This is a genomic window from Polaribacter sp. (assembly GCF_024639685.1).
Lineage (GTDB): Bacteria > Bacteroidota > Bacteroidia > Flavobacteriales > Flavobacteriaceae > Polaribacter.
The window spans coordinates 434,540-458,682 of record NZ_JAHEHX010000019.1 but is presented as its reverse complement, the minus strand read 5'-3'; the positions used below and the strand labels follow the sequence as shown (position 1 = coordinate 458,682).

Genomic DNA, 24,143 nt, shown 5'->3' with positions numbered 1-24,143 from the left:
TTATACTGTAAAAAACCTGATAGGAGATACACTATCAGGTTTTTTCTTTTAAAATATTTTCTCTATCATTTATTTCACAGCAATCATGCTAATTTCCACGTTAACGTATTTCGGTAGGTTGGCAACTTCTACGGTTTCTCTTGCTGGTGCAGTTTCTTCGTTAAAATACATAGCATAAACTTCATTGATATCATTAAAATTCTTCATATCAGTAATAAAAATTGAAACTTTCACTACATTTTCAAAAGTCATTTCTGCTGCATTTAATACCGCTTTTAGATTTTCCATAACCTTAGTAGTTTCTGCTTTTATAGAATTTAAAACCAATTCTCCTGTTATTGTATCTAATGCAATTTGTCCGGAAGTATACAATGTATTTCCGCTTAAAATAGCTTGATTGTATGGTCCTATAGGTGCAGGAGCTCCTGATGTACTAATAATTTTTTTAGTTGGGTTCATTTATTAATAATTTAAGAATTTTTAATCGTGAGATTTTTTAAAGATAATTAAAAAAATAGAGTAACGTTTATATAGGGTAGCTTACGTTGTTGTATAAGAAAAGTTGCGGTTTTGCATGCGAGGAATTTCCAAAGGAAATTCAGAAGTATGCAAAAACGCAACTGCCTTTGATGAAGCCATAATTTTATAATGAAATTAAAATCTAAATTCTAAACCTGCGTAAGCTCCAAAAGGATGCCCAGGTCTTAAACCAGCAGATACTCTAGATACTGCATAGGTTTCATCTAATAGATTAATAATATTTGCAGTTACATTTAAATTTTTAGTCACATAATATTTACCAGAAACATCCACAATAAAATTAGAGTCTACACGTTCATTATCAGCAATTGCTCCAGCACCTGCTAAAGTTCTAAATTCGCCATTGAAACGTCCATTAAAGTTTAGTTCAAACTTAGAGTGCTCTAAAGAAAAGCCTACATTAAATTGGTGTTTTGGTATGTATGGTAATTCATCTCCTACAGCCACTGTACCCCATAAATCGTTAGAACTACCAAAACTATTTTGAAAATCTGTGTTGGTATAAGTATATCCAAAAGATAAAGGCAAAGCAATAGCAGCATCTGCTTTTGCAAAATTATAGTTTACCAATAATTCTAAACCATTTACATTAACCTCACCAGCATTAAATTGATCTAAAGAGCCTGTACCACCTGTTGCAGCTAAATCGCTTCCTAATAAATTAGAATAATCATTAAAGAAACCGACCACTTCACCAGAAATACCTAAGAAGTTAAAACGTGTTCCTAATTCATAGTTAATACTTTCTTCTGGTTCTTGACCATCTTGATTTCCTGGAGGCGAAAATCCTTTATGGATTCCTCCAAAGATAGAAAAGTCGTTGCTAAACTTATAGTTTGTTCCAATTCCAGGAATCAATACATCTACATTATTTTCTCTTGTAGTTAAATTAACACCAGTTCTGTCTACATCACTCTTACCAAAATCCTCTCTTTGTAAAGAAATGTTTTCGTAACGTAAACCTGGTGTAAACGTCCAGTTTTTATATTTTAATCTATAGGTAATAAAAGAGGCAAAAGCATTGGCACTAGAAATTCTGTTGGCATTTGTACCTGGAACACCAGCTGTAGTTAGAGTTAAATCACCTGTATTAGAAATACTATATTGATCTACCCATTGAAAACGATCTTCTTCATCATAATGAAAACGAACCCCTACTTCAATATCATGAAACGCATCTCCTTTATACCAGTGGTAATCAAACTTAGATTGTATACCTTGTGAGTAATAGGCTCTGTTATTTGCTTTCACGCCTATACCATCTGCTCCTGAGTTTACACTTCCATTTACAATTGCAAAATGATCAGATAACGTGTTTGGGTTGTCTAGCACATTCGCAATAGATTGCTTGTCTCCGTTAAAAGTAACATCATTTAATTTATACCAATTTCTAGAAAAGTTATTGCGATAAGCAGTAGTGGTTAATCTAACATTATTGGTAAAATCTACTTTATGTGTTACAGCATACTGAGTATGATCTGTAGTCATTAAATCTTCATTAGAAGAAGCATATCTAGCAAACGGATTTGCATTAAAATCTTCTTCTGTTAAACCTAAATACGTTTCATTACCTTCTTCATCTGAGTATTGAAATTTAAACTCCAAAGATTGTTTAGTGCTCGATTTTGGAAATAAGTTTACTGAAAACTTAGCAACAATATCATTCTTATTAAAGCCTGTATCTTTTCCACTTGGTAAGGTTTTAAAACCATCAGAACCATAGTTTAGGTATTCTACCATATATCCAAAAGTATCATTACCACCACCAACTTTAGCATGTAATTGTTGCGAATTAAAGCTACCATAACTTGCTCTAATTTTACCACCAAATTCAGTAGGTATTTGAGAAGAAATCATATTGATTGCTCCACCAGTAGTAAAAGGGCCATATTGAACTTGGCTACTACCTTTTAATACTTCTACAGCTTCCATTCTAGCTATGGTTGGAAAATAATAGGCAGAAGAAGCACTGTAAGGTGCAGGTGCCATTAAAATACCATCTTCCATAATAGTTATTTTAGAACTTCTTTCTGGAGATGTACCTCTTAAGCTAATATTAGGTCTTAATCCAAAACCATCTTCCTCATATATAGAAACTCCAGGTACTGTTCTTAAAGCTCTATTAACATCTGTAAAACTAAATTTTTGTAATTCTTTTGGTGATAAATAATACGCAGACCCTGTTCTGTTTTTTGCAACATATTTGTTACCAAAAATTGCAGTAGTAGAAATGATAATTTCATCTAATTTTTGAATAGAATCTAAAGTTTTTGCTATTGCTTTATTTTCTTGTGCGCTGATTGTTAGCGTAATAAGTGATACAATTAATGCTACGACCTTCTTCATTTTATTTAGATTAACTATAAATAGTTTTTTAAATTCGATGCAAATATACAACCTCATAATAGTTTTCGCAAAGCTTATTTAGAATAAATTAAAATAAATTTTAATATTAATTGTAGATTTATAAAATACCTTTTAAAATGACTGATATTCAATTAGAAAGCAATAATGAGTTAAAATTAATTAGTTTAAAATCAATATATATCGTAAATTTGCTCGCAATTATACCTTAATTGCAACATGATCGCACACGAAAACAAAATTTTAGGAGAAGGACTTACATATGATGACGTACTTTTAGTTCCAGCATTCTCAGAAGTTCTTCCTAGAGAAGTTAGTATTCAAACAAAATTTACAAGAAACATTACTATTAACGTACCTATAGTTTCTGCAGCTATGGATACTGTAACAGAATCTTCTTTAGCAATTGCCATTGCAAGAGAAGGTGGTATTGGTGTTTTACATAAAAACATGACTACAGAGCAACAAGCACAGGAAGTTAGAAGAGTAAAACGTGCAGAAAGCGGAATGATTCTAGATCCTGTAACGCTTCAAATGGATGCTACTGTTTTAGATGCGAAACTAAGCATGAAAGAACATAGCATTGGTGGTATTCCAATTGTAGACAAAGAAGGTATCTTAAAAGGTATTGTAACCAATAGAGATTTGCGTTTTGAACATAAAAATAAAAGACCTATTGTAGAAGTAATGACAAGTGAAAACTTAGTGACTGCAGATGTAGGTACTTCTTTAAAAGATGCAGAAAAAATTCTTCAGAATTATAAAATAGAAAAACTTTTAATAGTTGATGCAGATTATAAGCTAAAAGGATTAATAACGTTTAGAGATATTACTAAGGTTACCCAAAAGCCAATAGCAAATAAAGATTCTTTTGGTAGATTAAGAGTAGCTGCTGCTTTAGGCGTTACTGCAGATGCAGTAGAAAGAGCATCAGCTTTAGTTAAAGCAGGTGTAGATGCTGTTATTATAGACACAGCTCACGGACATACAGCAGGTGTAGTTAAAGTTTTAAAAGCTGTTAAAGATAAATTTCCAGAGCTAGATGTAGTTGTAGGTAATATAGCCACTGCAGAAGCTGCAAAATACTTAGTAGATGCTGGAGCAGATGCTGTGAAAGTTGGTATTGGACCTGGTTCTATTTGTACAACAAGAGTTGTAGCAGGGGTAGGTTTTCCTCAATTCTCGGCAGTGTTAGAAGTAGCTAATGCCATAAAAGGTAGTGGAGTTCCCGTTATTGCAGATGGTGGAATTCGTTATACAGGTGATATACCTAAGGCAATTGCAGCAGGTGCAGATTGCGTAATGTTAGGATCTTTGTTAGCAGGTACTAAAGAGTCTCCAGGAGAAACCATTATTTACGAAGGAAGAAAGTTCAAGTCTTATAGAGGTATGGGTTCTGTAGAAGCCATGAAACAAGGTTCTAAAGACAGATATTTCCAAGATGTAGAAGATGATATTAAAAAATTAGTACCAGAAGGTATTGTAGGTAGAGTTCCATATAAAGGTGAATTGTTCGAAAGCATTCATCAATTTATTGGTGGTTTACGAGCAGGTATGGGGTACTGTGGTTCTAAAGATATAGCAACACTTAAAGAAACTGGTAGGTTTGTAAGAATTACAGCTAGTGGAATTAATGAGAGTCATCCTCATGATGTGGCCATCACAAAAGAAGCGCCAAATTATAGTAGGAGGTAAGTATTTTCTTAAAAAAATTAGATAAAACTTTTCTGTATTCTTTTTAGAATGTAGAAAAAGTTTTTTTTAAACAAAAAATAAAAAAAGTGTTACTATAATGTAACAAAACAAAAAAATCTACGTCTTATATGTAACAAAGTATTTCTCTCAATAAGTATACTAAGAGAAAAATGTGATGTTATAAGTTAGTTTTTTTAGTTAGACTAGAGTCAAGGTCACTCATAATGGCTTTGACTCTTTTTTTTAATTTCTCTTGCTTGGAATCTTTTCGCGCTCAATTTTCCCTTTTTTTAAGGCTTTGTAGTTTTCGTAACAATCTAAAACGGCCTCTATCATTTGTAAGTCGGAAGCTTTCTTTATAAAATAAGACGAGTAATTGCAATCAGTAAGTAATTCGTTCAGTTCTTGTCTATCCATATCTAAATACTCCATCATTACCTCTCTGTCAAATTTACCAGCCAACATTTTTCTTAAATCATCTTCTTTTTTTAACTTCTGAAGTTTTTTGAGTTGCCTTGGTTTTTTTCCAAATAAATTATATAAATAATCTACAGGCTGAAAAAGTGCAGCTAAAGGTGAAGAAAAATCTCTTTTTTGAGGCTTACCAACTTCATAGGTTTGCTTTAAACCATTTATATGTATTCTTGTAAAGCGATCTTTAGGCACTTGTTTAACGTCTATTTCTAATACACCAATAAGTTTTGTAGACTTTATAATAACTTCTTTAATTTCTTGAGGCTTTTCGTAGAGTGCAATCTCTAACTCATTTCCCTTTAAGAGGTCGTTTGTTATTTTTAATTTTATAGATGAAAATCCTAAATAAGAAACCAAAATAGTATCATTAACACTAGTAGGTAATTCAAAAAAACCTTTATCATTAGTTATGGTTCCTTGAACTGTATTTAGGTTTAAAACATGGGCTGCACTTAGAATACTGTTATCTTCTGCATGAATAATTTGTCCTTTAAGAATCGTTTTTTGAATACTATCGTTCTGTGCAATTGCACTAAGGGCAAACAAAAACATCCCTAAAAAAATAATTTTTCGCATAGAAACAAAAATAAGTATTAAACCTTTTAAAAAGGTTAATATTTTGTGAAGAAGTTACATTTAATTAGAAGTGCGCACGAGAAGATTCGAACTTCCACAAACTTACGTTTACAGCCCCCTCAAGGCTGCGCGTCTACCAATTTCGCCACGTGCGCTTTTATATTGTTATAAAAATAACTATTATAAAATAAAAAAGTTAAGCAAATGCTTAACTTTTTTTGTGACCGGGCTGGGGCTCGAACCCAGGACCCTCTCCTTAAAAGGGAGATGCTCTACCAACTGAGCTACCAGGTCTAAAATTAACAGGTGCAAATATACTATCAATCTTTGAATTTGAAATGGGAAAAAGGTTAAAATTTTATCGATATTTGTAAAAAATAAAAAAATATGCAGATTGTTTTATTAGGTTACATGGCTTCTGGAAAATCTAGTATCGGTAAAAGAATAGCTAAATCTTTAAATATCAGTTTTATAGATTTAGATGATTTCATAATTGACAAAGAAAATCAATCTATTGCAGATATTTTTAGCACTAAAGGAGAAATTTATTTTAGGAAAATTGAGCATTTATACCTTAAAGAAATTCTTAAAAACAAAAAAAAAATGATACTTTCATTAGGCGGAGGCACACCATGTTATGCCAACAATATGGAACTCATAAAAAATAGTAAAGCAACCTCTATTTACTTGCAAGGTAATGTACCAACTCTAGTAGAAAGGTTAATTAAAAAGAAGGCAAAAAGACCTTTAATAGCCTCTTTGTCTGACAAACAAATTCCTGAATTTGTTGCAAAACATCTATTTGAAAGAAGAGCTTTTTATGAATTGGCAGAAATGACTTTTAAAATAGATCAGAAAAAGAAGAAAGAAGTAGCCAAAGAAATTGAGGAGATGTTGTTGTTACAATAAATATGCTTTAGCTTCTTGGTTTGAAAAATCTACTTGTATGTGTTCTTTAATAGAGGTAGAAAGTGAAACACCCTTAAAGTCTGCCTTTACTGGGTATTTTTTATGATTTCTATTCACTAAAACCGCGGTTTTAAAACGTTTTAAAGGTACGTCTAAAAAGTGTTTTACACCATAAATAAGCGTTGTGCCAGAGTTTAATACATCGTCTACCAACACCAAAGATTTGTTTTTATAATCAGCAACATCAAGAGTAGTAGATATAGCTTCTAATGGTTTCTTCTTATTGATATGTACTTCGCAAATGATAATGGTAAGCGCAGAAATTTCTTGTAAAGTAGCTACAAGCTTCTCAGCAAAAATAAAGCCGTTACCTGCAATACCAGCTATAATAACCTCGGTTTCATTGCTGTTGTTCTCGTAAATTTGATAAGCAATTCGCTTTATCTTTTGGTTAATTTGAATGTTATCTAAAATTATATTGCTCTCAGTGGTCATAATTCTTCAGTATTATCTGTAAATCCTTCTATATCTCTTCTGTCTTTCTTAGTTGGTCTACCTGTACCTTTTTTTCTGTAATAGTCTTTTGAATATTTTAAAAGTTCATTTTTCTGAAACTCTTCTTTTGTAGTTACATCTTTTCGATATAAATCTACCAATTTTGCACCAACTCTTCTTTCAGGTAAATCTAAAACTTTTATTTGATAATTAATTTGATTTTTTCGAACTCTTATCAGCTCATTTCCAAACACCTCTTTAGAGGGTTTAACATTGGCATCTGCCAATTTTACTTGTCCTTTTTTACAAGCATTAGTAGCTAAACTTCTTGTCTTAAAAAGTCTAATACACCATAAGTATTTATCAATTCTCATAAAAAAAGTTAAAATATAGGTTTTGTCTTTTTACAAAGGTATAAAAATGGTAAATTGCGCGTTCAAATTTAAGGTATAAATGACAAAAATTAAGAATATAATTATAATAATCGTTTTAGCTGTTTTGGTATATGCTTGCGAAGATGATGGCTTTATAGTAAATCCTTTTGCAGATGTAAATCATATTGCATTAGCTGAATCTGATAATGATTCTATTGTAAAGTTTTTACAAAACCACTATTATGATAGGGATTTAGATTCAGTAAAACCTTTAGTTTCTGGTAAAGTAGCTATGTTTAACGATGTGTCTAGTTTAAAAACGTTAGAAGTTACAGAAAACACAATAGACTATAAATTATATGTATATGTTGCTAGACAAGGAAATTCAGGTTCAGACCCTGATAAAGGTTTTCCATCTGTTGTAGATTCAGTTTTTGTAAAGTACGATGGTAGGACAATGGGAGGTACTAGCTTCTCGGAAAATAGTTTTGATAATAATACTTCTGGAATTTGGTTTACTTTGCTATCCGTTATTAAAGGTTGGTCTTACGGGTTTACCCAAGTAAAAGGAGGTGAGTTAAAAAAAGATCCAAGTGGTGAACCGTTTAATGGTCCTATCACTTATTTAAATGGGGGTAAAGGAGTGCTTTTTATTCCATCTGGTTTAGCCTACCCTTCTTCTAATCCAAACAATCAATCTAGTGCTTTAGTAGATACAAATTTAATGTTTTACTTCGATTTGCTAACTTTAGTACCTGATACAGATCATGACAATGATGGAGTTCCATCTATTTTAGAAGATATAGATGGCGATGGAATTGTTGTTAATGATGACTCAGACGAAGATGGTTTTCCTGATTATTTTGATGTAGATGATGATGGTGATGGTGTTTTCACTAAAGATGAAGATGCAAATGGAGATGGAGATCCAACTAATGATTTTAGTGACCCAGATAATCCTGATGTACCAGATTATTTAAATCCAGATATTAATTAGATTAAACCCTAATTTGTGATATAAAAAAAGCTCTTTTAATTATTTTAAAAGAGCTTTTTTATGCTTTTTGTATTCTTAAATTACTTGTTCTTACGTTTACAAGCTAGTAATGTGTTTTTCAATAACATTGCTATGGTCATTGGTCCAACTCCACCAGGAACAGGTGTTATAAATTCTGATTTTGGTGCAACTTCATCAAAGGCAACATCACCAATTAATCTAAACCCTCTTTTTTTACTAGAATCTGCAATTCTAGTAATACCTACATCAATTACAGTTACATTATCTTTTACCATGTTTGCTTTTACAAATTCAGGGATACCAATTGCAGCAATAATAATATCTGCTTGTAGTGTTATTTCTTTTAGATTTTTAGTTCTACTATGACACATAGTAACTGTAGCATTACCTACTTTTCTTTTTTGAGATAAAAGAATACTCATAGGGCTACCCACAATATGACTTCTACCTAAAACAACAACGTGCTTACCAGATGTTTCTACATTATATCTTTCTAATAATTCTAAGATTCCGAAAGGTGTTGCAGAAATAAAGGTTGGTAAGTTTAGCGCCATTTTACCAACATTAGTAGGGTGAAACCCATCTACATCTTTATCAGGATGAACAGCCATAATCACTTTTTGTTCATCGATATGCTTTGGTAAAGGAAGCTGAACAATAAAACCATCTATATCATTATCTACATTTAGAACTTCTATTTCATTTAATAAATCTTTTTCCGAAATATCTTCTGGCAGACGAATTAATGTAGATTCAAACCCAACGCGTTCGCAAGCTTTTACTTTTGCATTTACATAAGTAATACTAGCACCATTATTACCTACAATAATTGCAGCTAAATGAGGTGTTTTGTATTCTTTATTTTTTAAACCGACAACTTCTAAGGCAATTTCTTCCTTTATATCTGCAGCTGTTTTTTTACCATCTAATAATACCATGTTTTGTGTTGTATAGTTTTTTGTTAGTTCTTGGTTTATTGCATTCCTTTCATCATTTGCATCATTTTTTTGCCACCAACACCTTGCATCATCTTCATCATTTTACTCATTTGGTTGAATTGCTTCATTAACTGGTTTACTTCTTGAATAGAAGTTCCAGAACCTTTTGCAATTCTTTTCTTTCTGCTTGCATTTATGGTAGATGGTGTATTTCTCTCTTTTGGGGTCATAGAATGTATAATTGCCTCTATACCTTTAAAGGCATCATCATCAATATCTACATCTTTCATAGCTTTACCTGCACCAGGAATCATACCTACTAAATCCTTCATGCTACCCATCTTTTTAATTTGTTGAATCTGATTTAAGAAATCATCAAAGCCAAATTGATTTTTAGCAATTTTCTTTTGTAATTTTCTAGCCTCTTCTTCATCATATTGGTCTTGCGCTCTTTCAACTAAAGAGATTACATCTCCCATTCCAAGTATACGATCAGCCATCCTGTCTGGATAGAATACATCAATGGCTTCCATTTTTTCACCTGTACCAATAAACTTAATTGGTTTATTTACTACAGATTTAATAGATAATGCAGCACCACCTCTTGTATCTCCATCTAACTTTGTAAGTACAACACCATCAAAATTTAAGATATCGTTAAAAGCTTTAGCTGTATTTACAGCATCTTGCCCGGTCATAGAATCTACAACAAATAACGTTTCTTGTGGTGTTATTGCTTTATGAATGTTAGAGATTTCTGTCATCATTTCTTCATCTACAGCTAAACGTCCTGCAGTATCAATAATAACAACATTTTTACCATTTGCTTTGGCATGTTTTATAGCATTTTTAGAGATTTCTACAGGGTTGTTATTCCCAACCTCTGCATATACTTCAACACCAATTTGCTCACCAACTACTTGTAATTGATTAATTGCAGCAGGTCTATATACATCACAACCTACTAATAATACTTGCTTCGATTTTTTAGTTTTTAAATAATTAGCAAGTTTACCAGAAAACGTTGTTTTACCAGAACCTTGTAAACCAGACATTAAAATAACAGTAGGTGAGCCACCAAGGTTAATACCGACAGTTTCACCACCCATTAATTTGGTTAACTCATCTTTAACCAATTTAACCATTAATTGGCCTGGGTTTAATGTCGTTAAAACATTTTGCCCAATAGCTTCTGTTTGTACCTTTTTGGTAAATTCTTTGGCAATTTTAAAGTTAACATCGGCATCTAATAATGCTCTTCTAACTTCTTTTAAAGTTTCTGCAACATTAATCTCTGTTATTTGCCCATGACCTTTTAGGGTGTGTAAGGCTTTATCTAATTTATCACTTAAATTATTAAACATAATTTATATTCGTTTTTTGGAAAAACAAATTTACAAATTACAGTTCGCTTATAAAAATTTTAAAACCTAATCTCTCTTTAAAAAAAGACTATCTAAAAAGTTGATTAAATGGATAAATATGGAGATTAAAAAAAGAAAAAATGATACAACAAATAAGCTATTTAAATTGATGTCAAATAAGGTTTGTTTTTGTAAAGTTCCATTTTCATCTAAATTTAAAATTGCATATAAATAGGGTAATATCGAGGCTATTTGCAATATAATATGCAACACGGTTAACGCTTTTTTCGGGGTTTTATTTGCCCAATTTAAAGCTAAGTAATTTAGGCCTATTAAACCAAAATAGACCGCAGATACATAACACCAGAAGTCTACATTAATTAAATAATAAATGTAAGAGATGCTTAAATCTATGGGTACATTTCGTTTTATGAAACCTAAAATTAAAAAAATAGGTACTCCATAAAAGAAAAATAGGTGAGGTTTTTTTGTGAAAAGTTTCAATAAACTAAGCTATTTAAAATTGTAATGATGTTTTATTAGTAATTACAAAGGTGTAAATTTTGGATAACATCATCTTAGGGTTATAAAATTCTGTGGAAAATTACGATTGAAATATAATAAATTAAAATATTATTTGTTTTTCTTTATAAATTTTAATGCATTACCATTAATACAATGGCGTTTACCAGTAGTTTTACTAGGGCCATCATCGAAAGAGTGCCCTAAATGACCACCACAAGTATTACATTTTAATTCGGTTCTTGCATAACCAATTTTATAATCTACATCTAGTTCTACATTGCCTTTGATTGCTCTATCAAATGAAGGCCAACCTGTACCTGAATCAAATTTATGTTCTGATTTATACAAAGGTGTTTTACAGCCAGCACATACAAAAGTACCTTTTTCGTAAATCTTATTTAATGGACTCGAAAATGGTCTTTCTGTCCCTGCTTCTCTAAGCACATAATATTGTTTATGCGAAAGTATTTTTTTCCATTCAGATGCTGTTTTTTCTATTTTAAATATTTTTTTCTTTTCTTTTTTTGGTTCTTGAGCATTGCCTGAACAACTAACTACTAAAATAAAGAGTAAAAGATTTGCTATTTTTTTCATGTATTTTGGGTTATAAAGGTTATTATATTTTTTGTTATTTCTTTATTTCTTAAAATTTTTGTGTGTCCAAATCCGTTAGTAATTAGTAACGCTACTTTTTTTAGATGCTTTCTAATATTTAAGGCATCACTAACAGATACTTCACTATCTTGGACATCATGTATTACTAGCGTTGGTGTTTTTATTTTTTTAGCAACATAACTTGCAGACTTTTTAGCCACTGAAATGTTATACTTATTTTCAAAATAGATAATTAAATTTTTATAGACTTTAGAAGGTAAACCAATATTTTTTATAAAGTTAGCAAAAATATATTTTACATTGTCTGGAGCTCCAATGGTTACCAAACATTTAAAAGTTTCTTGTTCTGCCTGTAAATTCATTAAAATTAAACCTCCAAATGAGTGGCCAACTCCGCCTACAAAAGGTCCAAATTCTTCAGTTATACTTTTAACAGATGCTATAAGTTCTATCAAATTTGTTGTTTTTCAGAAGAAGCTCCATGCGCAGGGCCATCAAAAGAAATAACCATATAACCTTGTTCTAATAGGTAGTTGGCAATCATAAATAATTGTGTGGAGAATTCAAGATTTAAGAGCATATTTACCAACTGCAAGAAAATTAGCAGCTCAATATAATACACTATAAAAAAGTTAAGAATTTAAAGAAATAAAATTTCTATATTGTGATTGCTCAAAATATTTTGAGCGATTTTTTATAAATAAGATGTATGTTTAAAAAAGGTGATCAAAAACTAATTAATGCTTGGGCTTTTTATGATTGGGCAAATTCTGTATACTCGCTAGTAATTAGCACAGCTGTTTTCCCTTTGTATTATAGTAAAGTAACTGAAGGTGAGACTGTTTCTTTTTTAGGAATGTATTGGGATCATCCAGATAGTTTATACAGCTATGCTTTGTCATTTTCTTTTTTAGTAGTTGCTTTTATATCACCTATTTTATCTGGTATTGCTGATTATACAGGAAGTAAAAAGAAGTTTATGAAGTTCTTCTGTCTTGTTGGGAGTTTGTCTGTTATGAGTTTGTATTTCTTTGATGGGTTAGATACGGTTTGGATAGGAATTGTATTTACAATTCTAGCAAGTATTGGTTTTTGGGCTAGTTTGGTCTTCTATAATGCCTATTTGCCAGAAGTTGCAAATCCAGAACAACAAGATAGAGCAAGTGCAAAAGGATTTATGTATGGTTATGTGGGTTCTATTATTCTGTTAATCTTAAACTTAATAATGATACAGAAACCAGATTTATTTGGTATGTCTGCTTCTTTAGCATCAAGATTGTCTTTTATGATGGTTGGTTTATGGTGGTTAGGATTTGCACAAATAACATTTAAAAAATTACCTGATGATATTTATAATAAAAAACCAGAGAAAGATTATATCTGGAAAGGCTTTAGAGAATTAAAAATTGTGGCAAAAGAGGTGGTGAATTACCCTACATTAAAACGTTTTTTAATTTCCTTTTTTCTGTTAAGTGTTGGTGTGCAAACCATTATTTTATTAGCTACTATTTTTGGCTCTAAAGAACTTGGCTTAGCAACTATAGATTTAATAGTAACAGTATTATTAATTCAAATTGTTGCTATTTTAGGGGCGTTCTTATTTTCTAGATTATCTGAAAGTAAAGGTAATTTCTTTGCGCTTAAAGTAACTATTGTTATTTGGATGATTGTGTGTTTTTGTGCATTTATGCTGCATAAAGATTTACCTAATGTTTCTATTTACTTTTACTCTTTAGGTGCTATTTTAGGGCTAGTTTTAGGAGCGATACAATCTTTAACAAGATCTACCTATTCTAAATTATTACCAGATACAGATGACCATGCTACGTATTTTAGTTTTTATGATGTAACTGAAAAAATAGCTATTGTATTAGGGACTTTTGTATATGGTTTACTGTATGCAATTACAGACTCTATGCAATGGTCTGTATTATGTTTGGCTTTCTTTTTCTTGGCGTCTTTTATTATATTAAGTACTTTAAAAAGCACCAAATACGTTAGCTAAAGAATATTCTTCTAATTAGAATATATACAAAGATTAAGCCTGTATAGATGATAAAAAAAGGAATGATGATTTCTTTTAAATCTAAAACCAATAAAGCACTTATAATTAGCAGTTGAAAGCCTAAACCAAATGTAGAGATACAAGACATTAACCAATTAGGTAATGGTTTTCCATTTGGAGCATTTCTGTCTAAAGCGTAAATAATTTCATCAAAAACACCATATAATTTTTTATAAATACCGAATAAAATATTCACAGATTTTTGAGTTTCTCCTTTTAAGGCAGTGGGTGTAGTATCTTCAAAAACTCGGCTTGTAGTATCTCCATTAAAACGATTTCTTAGAATAACATAATAATAATTATACAAAGTTCCTTGCAATTGTATTCCAAAAAAAGCCAACAAAGCATAACCAATATGTATGTTGGTTAATTGCCAAATGCTCATGATGATGATAAAGTTTAGAATAATATCAGCAATAGAATCAAAAAAACGACCAGTGTATGAAGGTGTGTTTTTTATCCTGGCTAGTTCACCATCTGCAGCATCTAAAATTGATTTAAAGATGATAAAAAATGCAGCAAAGAGGTAGTAGTTTTCAAATATAAAGTAAACACCTAATAAACCAGATATGATAAAGGCTATTGTAACACCTATGGGAGTAATTCTTGTGTTTTTAAGAGATTTTGCAATTACTTTGGCAATAGGTCTGCCATAATCTGATAAATCTAAAAATTGATATTCTTTAGGTAATTTAGACATAAAATGCTTTTGTTATGAGCATTTTTATTTTTTTACGAAGAATAAAACAGCACAGTTATTATGAATTGCAAATTTAAAGAAATTATATAAAAAAAGTCTGAAATTTTTAAAATTTCAGACTTTTTCAAGAATGTTATGCATTACTGAACTGTAATATCGAAAGTAACTTCTATATCTGTACTTCCTCCTGCAACAGCAACTTTATCATCATTTGGTTTTGTTGGCTCATGCTTTAAGATAACTGTTAAAGTCCCTGTGCTTGCTGCAAATGTTGTAACTGTAGTTTCGATACCTAGTGAATTCCCATTACTATCTTCATCTTCTTTGGTTACATTTAAGTTTACACTATTAGGTATATAGAAAAATTCATGCTCATCTCCTTCAGCTCTTACTTCTACAGTAATATCTTCTGCAGGTAATTCTGTTTCGTTTAACAATTGTATAGTTCCTGTATATGTTGTTTTTGCAGTTAATGGTCCTCCAGATACAGTAAATGTAGGATCATTACCTGTGTCACCATCTGTATCTTCCCATGTTAAAACAACATCAGGGTTTGTACCATCTGTTAATGTGTATATTACAGTTGTTATTAATTCTTCATCACTTCCATGGTCATGATCATCATCATGATCATCACTACATGCTGCAAATACTAATGTTGAAATAAATAATACTGCTAATAATTTTATTGTTTTCATCTTTTTAATTCTTTAATAATTTAGTTTAATTTTTAGGTTATAATTTCGTCCTAAGTCATCAGCAAAATAACGCAGTCTGTTTAAGTTTTCTCTATAACTTACATTAAATAGATTGTCTATATTAAAACCAACTTCCATACTTCCTTTTTTAAAAGGATAAAAAACAGCAGAAGAATTAAATCCGAAAAGTGTATAACTTGGTGGAGTAGAACTAATATCTACAAATACTTGTTGCTGTGTTACTGGGTTTAAGGTTGTAAAGTTAAAATCTGGGAATCTATTTTGTTGTAATGTTGTTCTTTGACTTACACCAATTTTTAGTTGATGAAAATCGTTGTTTGTATAGGTAATTTTATTACTAAAATTTACAGAAGACATATGAATTAAAGGGTTGTTATTGGTTAAGTCATCACCTTGTAATAAACTTAAACTTCCTTTATAATCTAAATTGTTTGTAATTTCTTTATTAATATCAATGTCTACTCCAAAAATTCTAGCATCTACTTGGTTGTATTCCCAAACAGGAAAAGCGCCTCTAATTGTGGTTTTTATGCCTGTTGGTATTAACTGTATAAAACCATCAATTTGTTTGTAATATGGACTGATAGAAAAACCAAAATTTTTGTTGTTTTTCTCTAAAGTCATTATAAACTTATTGGCAGTTTCTTTGTTAATCGTTAAAAAACCAAATTCAATTCTAGCTGCACTATGATGCAAACCACCACTGAATAATTCAGACGGATTTGGCATTCTTTGAGATAAACCATAATTGAATAAAAATGCATAGGCATCTCCAAATCTTTTGGAATACCCAACATTAGTAGAAAAATTATTGAATGTAAATTCAGGTTTCGTTAAAAGTTCTAAGCTATCAGTAATACCTGTATCAAATTCTGTAAATAAAACATCATAATTTAATGCTGTCCAATCTGCTTCTACATACCATTTTCTAGCCTTTATTTTAGAATAATCATATCTCACCCCAAAACTTAGTTCTGAAGTTTCACTTAGATTGTAATCTAGAATAGCGTAAGTACCTAATTCGTATTTATTATAATCTGGAATTAAAGTATTCGCACCTGTATTAACAATGGCATCATTGTTTTGATAACGCACTAAAAGACCAGTATTTATTTTAAAATCTTCGAACTTGTTAATTTCTAGGTTAGGCTGAATACTTGTGGTAAACAATTGCAAATCTATTACAGGTCTGTTTCTTAAGTCTCCTCTTCTAAGATCGAACTCTTTTCTTCTATTCAGCTGTGCATCTAATTGAATACTTACTTTCCCTAAGTTTTTATATCTTTTAAATGCTTCTACTTTTGCTAAATGATGAAATATGTTTTGTCTTGGAAAATTAATATCATAAAAAAAGTCTTCAACAATTCTAGGTTCTCTATTGTTTATAGCCTCAACCAAATCACTTACATTACCAATATGAGAAGATCTTAAAATACCTATCTTATTACTTACAAAGCTATAGTAGGCATCAAAACCTTTTTCATAACTGTTGTAACCAACTCTAAAAGATGCATTAATACTTTGTATACCTGTATTGGTTAAATAATAGTCAGGAGCTTTAAAATCTCCAAATCTTTTGTAATTACCTTGAAACTTTGTGTAATAGCCAGATTTAAATGTTTTAACGATTTCTGAATTTAGATTGCCTCCAAAACCATTAGAATTTAGAGAAGTTGTTGTACTACCAAATAAGCTATCTATAATAGCATGTTTTTTAGATCTAATTAAAACTAAACCACCTACAGCATCACTTCCATATCTTAATGAATTAGCACCTTTTACAACATCAATTCTATCGCTAGAATTAATATCTATGTTTGGTGCGTGCTCATCTCCCCATTCTTGATCGAACATGCGTACATTATTATTAATAATTAATAATCTACTACTATGTAAACCATGAATCATAGGTTTTACGATTGAATTCCCTGTATTTAGAGAAGACACACCACTTATTGTATTTAAAGCATCACCTAAAGATTTATCAGTAAATTGTGTAATTACTTCTTTTTTGAGTGATTTTTCTATACTTGTAATTTCTGTTTTGGTATTTGTTTTTACCAAAACTTCTTTCAATTCTTCTAAATGATGTTCTAAAGAGATTTCTTTAAATGTGTTTTTAGTTAAATTAAAAGATACTCTCTTTGTGTCACAGGCAACATGTTTTATTTCTAATACTAGTTTACCCTCACATAAATTACGAAATAGAAACTCACCTTCTAAATTAGAAGAGGTAAATTTATTTGTATTCATAATCTGAATTGATGCACCAACAATAAAACTATTGTCGTGAAAATCAGATATTTTACCTTTAAAAGTGTAATTACAAAATTGTGCATTTGTAGTGTTTGTACAACACAAAAAGGCACAAAAAATAAATAGTTTTTGCATAGTTGTTTTCTATATTCTAAATAAGTTTTTTAAGCTAGAATATAAAAAGGTGGCCCTCTTAAAGAAAACGATAATTGCTGATAATTTTTTAAGAAATCATATTTTGCACAGTCGTTACTTTTAACAATTGTGTTTATTGTTAGTTTAAATGTGCTTTCTGCAAGAAAAACATCATTCTGTTTTAATAAGTGTAGTTTACAATCAACATCTTTTTCATGCACATGTTTTTCTACTTTAGAATTACAAACTGTATGCTCATGATTCAATAAATCATGTACAGAATTAATAGCTAGTGGTAGTAAAAATATTACCACTAATAAAGAGCCTATATGTGTTTTAAAATTATTGATATTAACTTTTCTTTCTAATTCTTAAATTAAGCATTTCTACACCAAGTGAAAATGCGATTGCAAAGTACAAATATCCTTTAGGAATAGCACCTACAGTTTTGTTAAAAAATTCGGTATGAGATAAATGAGCTCCTTCTGTAATTAGCATAAAACCAATTAATATTAAGAAAGATAAAGCCAACATTTGAATAGTAGGGTTTCTATTTACAAATTTGTTGATTGGTTGTGCAAATAACATCATAATTACGATAGAAATAATGACAGCAATAACCATAATTGTTAAAGCTCCATTTACACCATTAGTCATCCCAACAGCAGTTAAAATACTATCGAAAGAAAAAACAATATCAATTAAAATAATTTGAATGATGACACTTTTGAATGAGACTATTTTTGGTGATTTCATTACTTGTTCTTCATTTGTTTTCTCCATTTTGTGACGAATTTCATTCGTACTCTTGTAAAGTAAGAAAATACCACCTAACAATAAAATTAAGCTCTGACCTGTTAAACCTGTTTTAAACCAACCAGCATCAATAATCCAAAAAGGATCTTTTAAAGCAATCAAATATGATACACTAAATAATAGAGCGATTCTTGTAATCATTGCTAAAGCCAAACCTAAAAAAGTTGCTTTTTTTACTTGATCTTCTCTTAATTTATTAGCGGAAATAGAAATAAATATAATATTGTCTATACCTAAAATAATTTCAAGAAATGTTAGTGTGAGTAATGATACCCAAGTTTCTGCTTGTAAAAATATATCCATTTACTTTACTTTATAAATTGTACCTTTTTTGTTAAATTTAGAAAAACCAATTTTTACAGTAAAATCGTAAGAATCTTCTTTAATTTTATTAATCTGTATATACATTGGATCTTCTTGCAAACTATTCTTTGGATTGATATATTTTAAAGTATAAAAGAAATTGTTTTTCCACTTAATAGATAATGTATCTATGTTGTCTCCATACTTACTTATCTGTATACTATCTTTTCTAATAATAGTTTCCTTTACGAAATTATCTCCAGCAGGAATTTCGAACACACCCTGTTTAAACTTATCGGAGTTGTCTTTAAACTCAGATTTACATGATAAAGAGAGCAAAGAAGAAAGAACAAAGAGAAAAGACCAAATTGTTTTTCTATTTACAAATTTTATCAATGATAAGTTTTTTTTTTGTTTCTTGTTTCTTGTTTCTATCATCTTAAGTCTAAATTCCTGTATAATTAGATGGTGTTATTGCTTTTAATTCAGTTTTAATTTCATTAGAAACTTCTAGAGTATCTATAAAATTTGCAATAGAATTTTGATTGATTTTGTCGTTAGTTCTTGTTAGTCCTTTTAAAGCTTCATAAGGATTAGGGTAAGCCTCTCTTCTTAAAATAGTTTGAATAGCTTCTGCAACAACAGCCCAATTACTTTCTAAATCTTGCTCAAACTTTTCTTTATTCAGCAACAGTTTATTCAATCCTTTTAAAGTAGAAGTAAATGCAATAATGGTATGTCCAAAAGGAACACCTACATTTCTTAAAACTGTACTGTCTGTTAAATCACGTTGCAAACGAGAAATAGGTAATTTTGCAGAAAGGTGTTCAAAAATAGCATTGGCAATACCCAAGTTTCCTTCTGAATTTTCAAAGTCAATAGGATTTACTTTATGAGGCATTGCAGAAGAACCAACTTCTCCTTTCTTAATTTTTTGTTTAAAATAATCCATTGAAACATAGGTCCAGAAATCTCTATCTAAGTCTATGATAATGGTATTTATTCGTTTTATAGTATCAAAAAGTGCAGCTAAATGATCATAGTGTTCTATTTGTGTGGTAGGAAAAGAATGATGTAAGCCTAATTTTTCTTGAACAAAATCTGTCCCAAATTGTTTCCAATTTATAGTTGGGTAAGCTATTTTATGAGCGTTAAAATTACCTGTTGCTCCACCAAACTTGGCAGCATTTGGAATATTATTTAATAATTTAAATTGCTCTTTTAAACGTACTACAAAAACATCTATCTCTTTACCTAATCTTGTAGGTGATGCTGGCTGACCATGTGTTCTTGCCAACATAGAAATATCTTTCCACTCAATAACCAACTCCTCTAATTTTTCTAAAACGTATAAATAATGAGGCACAAAAACATCATTCATTGCTTCCATAATAGATAAGGGTATAGCAGTGTTGTTAATGTCTTGAGAGGTTAATCCAAAATGAATAAACTCCTTGTACTCTTGAAGGTTTAAGGCATCAAACTGTTTTTTAATAAAATACTCTACAGCCTTAACATCATGATTGGTTACTTTTTCTATATCTTTAATTTTCTGAGCATCATCTGCAGTAAAATCAGTATAAATATTACGTAAATCTGCAAATAAATCTGTATTAAAGTCTTGTAATTGTACCAAAGGAATTTCACACAAAGCAATAAAATATTCGATTTCTATACGAACTCTATATTTTATTAAAGCTTCTTCAGAAAAATAGTCAGAAAGTTTCGCAATTTTATTTCTATAACGACCATCTATAGGAGAGATGGCATTTAATTGAGTCAAGTTCATTTTGTTGTATTATTAAATGCAAAAATAAGGATTTAAAGAGATTTACGATCTAGATTTTTGATGTTTTTCTATCAAATTTAAAATCTGTTTTCCTCTAGCTTTAGTCCCCTTACTTTCCTGTATAATTTTGGTTTCTATAAGGTGTTTTAATTCATGATGTACCCATTCATACTCCAAACCAAATAAATACAGAGTATTCATGGTATATGCTCTTACAGCAATTTTTTGAGGTGTAATTAACCAATCAAATCCTGTTTCTAGTATTGCTTGAATATGTTTTTCTGATAAATGTTGTTTCATCTCATTATCATTTTTAGCATAATACGCATTTGCAAGATGTTCACAGATTTTAGCACAAGGTCTAATTGCACTATCTAAGGTTAAATATTGAATGTTCTGAGTAAAAAAGGTAAGTTGAGGAATTATCCAATTTAAATGATGATGCGTACAAATCCACTCTAAAATCCAAGCAGCTTTTACAGAAACGGGTTGGTTTACTTGGAAGGTTACTTGAACTAGAGGTGGAAATAATTCATGGTTATCCAATACAATATTAGCAATCCTTTGCCTGTTTTCTTTTCCAGCATTCCCTAAGTTTTGTAGTTCTTGTGTAATTTTTAGAATGCTCATTTTAAATAGAAAATTATATATTTACTTTAAATAGAAAATTCATGCTAAAGATAAAAAGACTTGGTTTTGTAATTGTATTTTTCTCATACTTTTTTTTAAGCAAAACTTTATTAGCTCAAAAAATAAACCAGTTTAATGCTAATAAAAAACGAACTGGTGTTTGGAAAAAATATTATCCAAATAAAAGAATACGTTATAAAGGTCAGTTTAAAGACGGAAAAGAAATTGGTGTTTTTAAATATTATGATATTTCGGATTCCAGATTTCCAATCATTATTAAAAAATTTAATGAAGAAAATGATTCAGTAGTAGTGTCTTTTTATAGTATTTCTGGTAAAAAACAAAGTGAGGGAATCTTTATCAATAAGAAAAGGGTAGGTAAATGGGAATATTATTTTGATACGGACAATATAATGTCTGTCGAATTTTACGTAAATGATAAATTAAACGGAAAAGTGATTAACTATTACCCAAATGGAAAACCAACTGAAATTACCAATTATAAAATGGGCGTAAAGGAAGGTTTATCTCAAAAATTATCGAGTGCAGGAATTTTAATTGAAGAAGTGCATTACAAAAATGATAAAGAAAATGGGGTAGCCAAGTACTTTGAATTGAATGGGAATTTAAAAGAAACAGGTGTTTATAAAAATGGAAAAAGAATAGGTGAATGGGAGTTTTATTTGGATGGTGAGCTATCAAATAAAAAAGCGTTGGAGAAAGAAAACAAGGTTAAAAAAAATAACAATTAAAAGACCAATTTCTATAAAATAAAACATCAATTCTATCAATTTCTTATTGTTAATCAAAAGCGTAACTTTGCATCTTCAAAAATAAAAAATGAAAAGAGTAGTAGTTGGTCTTTCTGGTGGAGTAGATTCTAGTGTTACAGCACACTTGCTTAAAGAACAGGGGTATGAAGTAATTGGGCTTTTTATGAAAAATTGGCACGATGATTCTGTAACTATTTCTAACGAATGCCCATGGTTAGAAGATAGTAATGATGCAATGATTGTTGCAGAAAGATTAGGAATACCATTTCAAGTAGTAGATTTAAGTGAGCAATACAAAGAACGTATTGTAGATTATATGTTTGCAGAATACGAAAAAGGCAGAACACCTAATCCAGATGTACTTTGTAACAGAGAAATAAAGTTTGATGTCTTTATGGATATTGCTTTAAAGTTAGGTGCAGATTTTGTAGCAACAGGGCATTATTGTAGAAAAGATGAGGAGTTAATTGACGGTAAATCCATCTATAAATTATTAGCAGGTAAAGACAATAATAAAGATCAGTCTTATTTTTTATGCCAATTGTCACAACAACAATTAGCAAAAGCTTTATTTCCTATAGGTGAACTTACAAAACCAGAGGTAAGAGAAATTGCAAAAGAAGCAGATTTAATTACTGCAGAAAAGAAAGATTCTCAAGGTTTATGTTTTATTGGTAAAGTACGTTTGCCAGAATTTTTACAACAAAAACTACAGCCTAAAAAAGGAGATATAGTTACAATTCCTGCTGATTTTTCTGAGTATGTAAAAGAACAACCACAGTTTAAAACTAAAGAAGAGGAGTTAAACCACCTATCAACCAAATTTGTATATCATAAAACCGATGGTAAAATTGTAGGTTCACATCAAGGAGCACATTATTTTACAAAAGGACAACGTAAAGGCTTAAATGTAGGTGGCACAAAAGAAGCATTATATGTAATTGAAACTGATGTAATAGACAATCTAATTTATACAGGAGAAGGTAAACAACACCAAGGTTTGTATAGAAATGTGTTGTTTGTTGCTAATGACGAAATACATTTGGTTCGTGAAGATTTAAGACTAAAATCTGGTGAAACCATGAAGGTTGATGCTAGAATAAGATACAGACAAGCATTAGAAAAAGCCACGTTACATAAAGTAGATACAGGGCTGTATGTTGAATTTAAAAACAAACAATCTGCCATTCAAGAAGGGCAATTTGTAGCCTGGTATAAAAATGAAGAGTTGTTAGGTTCTGGAGTAATTTCGTAGATTTATAGAAAATCTTATGATGAAAAAATATTGCTTTATTATTCCTTTGTTTCTCTCTTTCTTAGGTTTCTCTCAAAATTAAGAAATCACTACGCTTTATGACTCTAAAGGTAATGTCACTAAAGATCCATTAAAAACTAGAATTATACAAAAACTGACAAAAGAGAACGATTCTCTTTGGTTATTTAGAAGATTTAGAAGAAACAATCAATTGGCTGTTTATTGGCATTCTAAAACAAAAGATTCTAAGAATAAGATTGGTCAAATGGTTACTTACGATATCAATGACAGTATTTCAAGTATATTATACTTTAATAAAAAAGGCTTGAAAAACGGAAAATTTTCCTCTTGGTTTGATAATCGTAATAAAAATTTTGAAGGAAGATATATTAATGGTAAAAGAGAGGGGCTTTGGAGACGTTATTATTACTCAGGTGAATTAGCTGCAATGGCTTTATTTAAGAATGATTCATTATTGAATGAAAGATTTTATGAGAAAAACGGAAATCAGAAAAAAATAAATAAAAACTGTTGCAACAGTAAGCCAGAGTTTAAAGGTGGAACAAAGAAATATAAAAAACTTGTCCAAAAATTTGTATTGGGTTTAAATTATAACATCAAAGGTAGTATTACAGTTGATTATACAATTGGTGTAGATGGCAAACTAAGAAACGTTAGAGTTTATGATGTTTTACTTCTTGAATTAAAAAATAAAATAATTGATTTCTTTAGTAATATAAAAGGATGGCAACCAGGTTTTTCTGGTGGAAGAGAGGTGCCTATACAAAACTCATTTACGTTATATTTTAAATAAT

General features: G+C 30.2%; 25 protein-coding genes and 2 tRNA genes. 7 read left to right on the top strand and 20 right to left on the bottom strand.

From position 1 onward, the window contains the following. Window positions 1–69 precede the first annotated feature (69 nt). Together Q0L44_RS08130 and Q0L44_RS08125 are read right to left on the bottom strand one after the other, a co-directional pair. Complete coding sequence (locus tag Q0L44_RS08130) at window positions 70–459, bottom strand: Rid family detoxifying hydrolase (RefSeq protein ID WP_296637387.1); 390 nt, start codon at window positions 457–459, stop codon at window positions 70–72. A 195-nt stretch (window positions 460–654) separates the two neighbouring features. After that, window positions 655–2,886: a TonB-dependent receptor gene (locus Q0L44_RS08125; protein ID WP_296637386.1), complete on the bottom strand. Its 2,232-nt coding sequence runs from the start codon at window positions 2,884–2,886 to the stop codon at window positions 655–657. A gap of 237 nt (window positions 2,887–3,123) precedes the next feature. On the opposite strand from Q0L44_RS08125, the gene guaB reads away from it, so the two are divergent. Beyond that, window positions 3,124–4,599 carry an IMP dehydrogenase gene (gene guaB, locus Q0L44_RS08120; protein ID WP_296637384.1) on the top strand — a complete coding sequence of 492 codons (1,476 nt, stop codon included), beginning with the start codon at window positions 3,124–3,126 and terminating at the stop codon, window positions 4,597–4,599. Between the two features lie 243 nt (window positions 4,600–4,842). Here the strand turns inward: guaB and Q0L44_RS08115 are convergent, their stop codons facing one another. From Q0L44_RS08115 to Q0L44_RS08105, 3 genes are all read right to left on the bottom strand, one after another. Then, on the bottom strand, window positions 4,843–5,649 hold the full coding sequence (locus Q0L44_RS08115; protein WP_296637383.1) for a carboxypeptidase-like regulatory domain-containing protein: 807 nt from the start codon (window positions 5,647–5,649) through the stop codon (window positions 4,843–4,845). A gap of 71 nt (window positions 5,650–5,720) precedes the next feature. After that, window positions 5,721–5,804, bottom strand: a tRNA-Leu gene (locus Q0L44_RS08110). Between the two features lie 66 nt (window positions 5,805–5,870). Continuing rightward, window positions 5,871–5,943: transfer RNA gene (locus Q0L44_RS08105), tRNA-Lys, on the bottom strand. 93 nt (window positions 5,944–6,036) lie between these two features. On the opposite strand from Q0L44_RS08105, the gene Q0L44_RS08100 reads away from it, so the two are divergent. Then, window positions 6,037–6,558 carry a shikimate kinase gene (locus Q0L44_RS08100; RefSeq protein ID WP_296637381.1) on the top strand — a complete coding sequence of 174 codons (522 nt, stop codon included), beginning with the start codon at window positions 6,037–6,039 and terminating at the stop codon, window positions 6,556–6,558. Here Q0L44_RS08100 and Q0L44_RS08095 read toward each other — a convergent pair. Further along, on the bottom strand, window positions 6,550–7,053 hold the full coding sequence (locus tag Q0L44_RS08095) for a phosphoribosyltransferase domain-containing protein (protein ID WP_296637379.1): 504 nt from the start codon (window positions 7,051–7,053) through the stop codon (window positions 6,550–6,552). The two genes, Q0L44_RS08100 and Q0L44_RS08095, sit on opposite strands and share 9 nt — an antisense overlap. After that, window positions 7,050–7,427, bottom strand: coding sequence for a S4 domain-containing protein (locus Q0L44_RS08090; protein WP_296637377.1), 378 nt, complete (start codon window positions 7,425–7,427; stop codon window positions 7,050–7,052). The genes Q0L44_RS08095 and Q0L44_RS08090 overlap by 4 nt, the downstream gene beginning before the upstream one ends. Window positions 7,428–7,506: 79 nt before the next feature. Here Q0L44_RS08090 and Q0L44_RS08085 point away from each other — a divergent pair, with 79 nt between their 5' ends. Then, window positions 7,507–8,424, top strand: a complete 918-nt coding sequence (locus Q0L44_RS08085) for a peptidylprolyl isomerase (protein ID WP_296637375.1) — start codon at window positions 7,507–7,509, stop codon at window positions 8,422–8,424. A gap of 80 nt (window positions 8,425–8,504) precedes the next feature. On the opposite strand, the gene folD is transcribed toward Q0L44_RS08085, so the two are convergent. The 5 genes from folD to Q0L44_RS08060 form a co-directional block, all read right to left on the bottom strand. Then, window positions 8,505–9,383 (bottom strand): bifunctional methylenetetrahydrofolate dehydrogenase/methenyltetrahydrofolate cyclohydrolase FolD, encoded by an 879-nt coding sequence (gene folD / locus Q0L44_RS08080; RefSeq protein WP_296637374.1) that lies wholly within the window; start codon window positions 9,381–9,383, stop codon window positions 8,505–8,507. Window positions 9,384–9,418: 35 nt separating this feature from the next. After that, complete coding sequence (gene ffh, locus Q0L44_RS08075) at window positions 9,419–10,747, bottom strand: signal recognition particle protein (RefSeq protein ID WP_296637372.1); 1,329 nt, start codon at window positions 10,745–10,747, stop codon at window positions 9,419–9,421. Between the two features lie 633 nt (window positions 10,748–11,380). Then, window positions 11,381–11,866, bottom strand: a complete 486-nt coding sequence (gene msrB, locus Q0L44_RS08070) for a peptide-methionine (R)-S-oxide reductase MsrB (protein WP_296637371.1) — start codon at window positions 11,864–11,866, stop codon at window positions 11,381–11,383. Continuing rightward, on the bottom strand, window positions 11,863–12,342 hold the full coding sequence (locus Q0L44_RS08065; protein WP_296637369.1) for a prolyl oligopeptidase family serine peptidase: 480 nt from the start codon (window positions 12,340–12,342) through the stop codon (window positions 11,863–11,865). The genes msrB and Q0L44_RS08065 overlap by 4 nt, the downstream gene beginning before the upstream one ends. Beyond that, complete coding sequence (locus Q0L44_RS08060) at window positions 12,339–12,467, bottom strand: hypothetical protein (protein WP_296637367.1); 129 nt, start codon at window positions 12,465–12,467, stop codon at window positions 12,339–12,341. Before Q0L44_RS08060 ends, Q0L44_RS08065 begins: the two co-directional genes overlap by 4 nt. A gap of 129 nt (window positions 12,468–12,596) precedes the next feature. On the opposite strand from Q0L44_RS08060, the gene Q0L44_RS08055 reads away from it, so the two are divergent. Then, window positions 12,597–13,892 carry an MFS transporter gene (locus Q0L44_RS08055; protein ID WP_296637365.1) on the top strand — a complete coding sequence of 432 codons (1,296 nt, stop codon included), beginning with the start codon at window positions 12,597–12,599 and terminating at the stop codon, window positions 13,890–13,892. Here Q0L44_RS08055 and Q0L44_RS08050 read toward each other — a convergent pair. The 8 genes from Q0L44_RS08050 to Q0L44_RS08015 all read right to left on the bottom strand — a co-directional run bounded on the left by Q0L44_RS08050 (window position 13,885) and on the right by Q0L44_RS08015 (window position 21,300). Next, window positions 13,885–14,652 (bottom strand): CDP-alcohol phosphatidyltransferase family protein, encoded by a 768-nt coding sequence (locus Q0L44_RS08050; RefSeq protein WP_296637363.1) that lies wholly within the window; start codon window positions 14,650–14,652, stop codon window positions 13,885–13,887. The genes Q0L44_RS08055 and Q0L44_RS08050 overlap by 8 nt on opposite strands. A 140-nt stretch (window positions 14,653–14,792) precedes the next feature. Next, on the bottom strand, window positions 14,793–15,350 hold the full coding sequence (locus tag Q0L44_RS08045) for a type 1 periplasmic binding fold superfamily protein (protein ID WP_296637362.1): 558 nt from the start codon (window positions 15,348–15,350) through the stop codon (window positions 14,793–14,795). 12 nt (window positions 15,351–15,362) lie between these two features. Continuing rightward, complete coding sequence (locus Q0L44_RS08040; protein ID WP_296637360.1) at window positions 15,363–17,762, bottom strand: TonB-dependent receptor; 2,400 nt, start codon at window positions 17,760–17,762, stop codon at window positions 15,363–15,365. Between the two features lie 29 nt (window positions 17,763–17,791). Beyond that, entirely contained in the window at window positions 17,792–18,076 is a 285-nt protein-coding gene (locus Q0L44_RS08035; RefSeq protein WP_296637359.1) for a hypothetical protein, read from the bottom strand. 37 nt (window positions 18,077–18,113) lie between these two features. Further along, the gene (locus Q0L44_RS08030) at window positions 18,114–18,881 is read right to left on the bottom strand and encodes a TerC family protein (protein ID WP_296637357.1); all 768 of its coding nucleotides are present in this window, start codon (window positions 18,879–18,881) and stop codon (window positions 18,114–18,116) included. Then, window positions 18,882–19,277: a hypothetical protein gene (locus tag Q0L44_RS08025; protein ID WP_296637356.1), complete on the bottom strand. Its 396-nt coding sequence runs from the start codon at window positions 19,275–19,277 to the stop codon at window positions 18,882–18,884. It abuts the gene before it with no gap. Between the two features lie 49 nt (window positions 19,278–19,326). Continuing rightward, window positions 19,327–20,670, bottom strand: coding sequence for an adenylosuccinate lyase (gene purB, locus Q0L44_RS08020; RefSeq protein WP_296637354.1), 1,344 nt, complete (start codon window positions 20,668–20,670; stop codon window positions 19,327–19,329). Window positions 20,671–20,712: 42 nt separating this feature from the next. Continuing rightward, window positions 20,713–21,300, bottom strand: coding sequence for an adenylosuccinate lyase (locus tag Q0L44_RS08015; RefSeq protein WP_296637352.1), 588 nt, complete (start codon window positions 21,298–21,300; stop codon window positions 20,713–20,715). Window positions 21,301–21,341: 41 nt separating this feature from the next. Here Q0L44_RS08015 and Q0L44_RS08010 point away from each other — a divergent pair, with 41 nt between their 5' ends. From Q0L44_RS08010 to Q0L44_RS08000, 3 genes are all read left to right on the top strand, one after another. Continuing rightward, the gene (locus Q0L44_RS08010) at window positions 21,342–22,052 is read left to right on the top strand and encodes a toxin-antitoxin system YwqK family antitoxin (RefSeq protein ID WP_296637350.1); all 711 of its coding nucleotides are present in this window, start codon (window positions 21,342–21,344) and stop codon (window positions 22,050–22,052) included. 88 nt (window positions 22,053–22,140) lie between these two features. Beyond that, complete coding sequence (gene mnmA, locus Q0L44_RS08005; RefSeq protein ID WP_296637348.1) at window positions 22,141–23,328, top strand: tRNA 2-thiouridine(34) synthase MnmA; 1,188 nt, start codon at window positions 22,141–22,143, stop codon at window positions 23,326–23,328. Window positions 23,329–23,539: 211 nt separating this feature from the next. Beyond that, window positions 23,540–24,142 (top strand): hypothetical protein, encoded by a 603-nt coding sequence (locus Q0L44_RS08000; protein ID WP_296637345.1) that lies wholly within the window; start codon window positions 23,540–23,542, stop codon window positions 24,140–24,142. Window position 24,143: the final 1 nt, after the last annotated feature.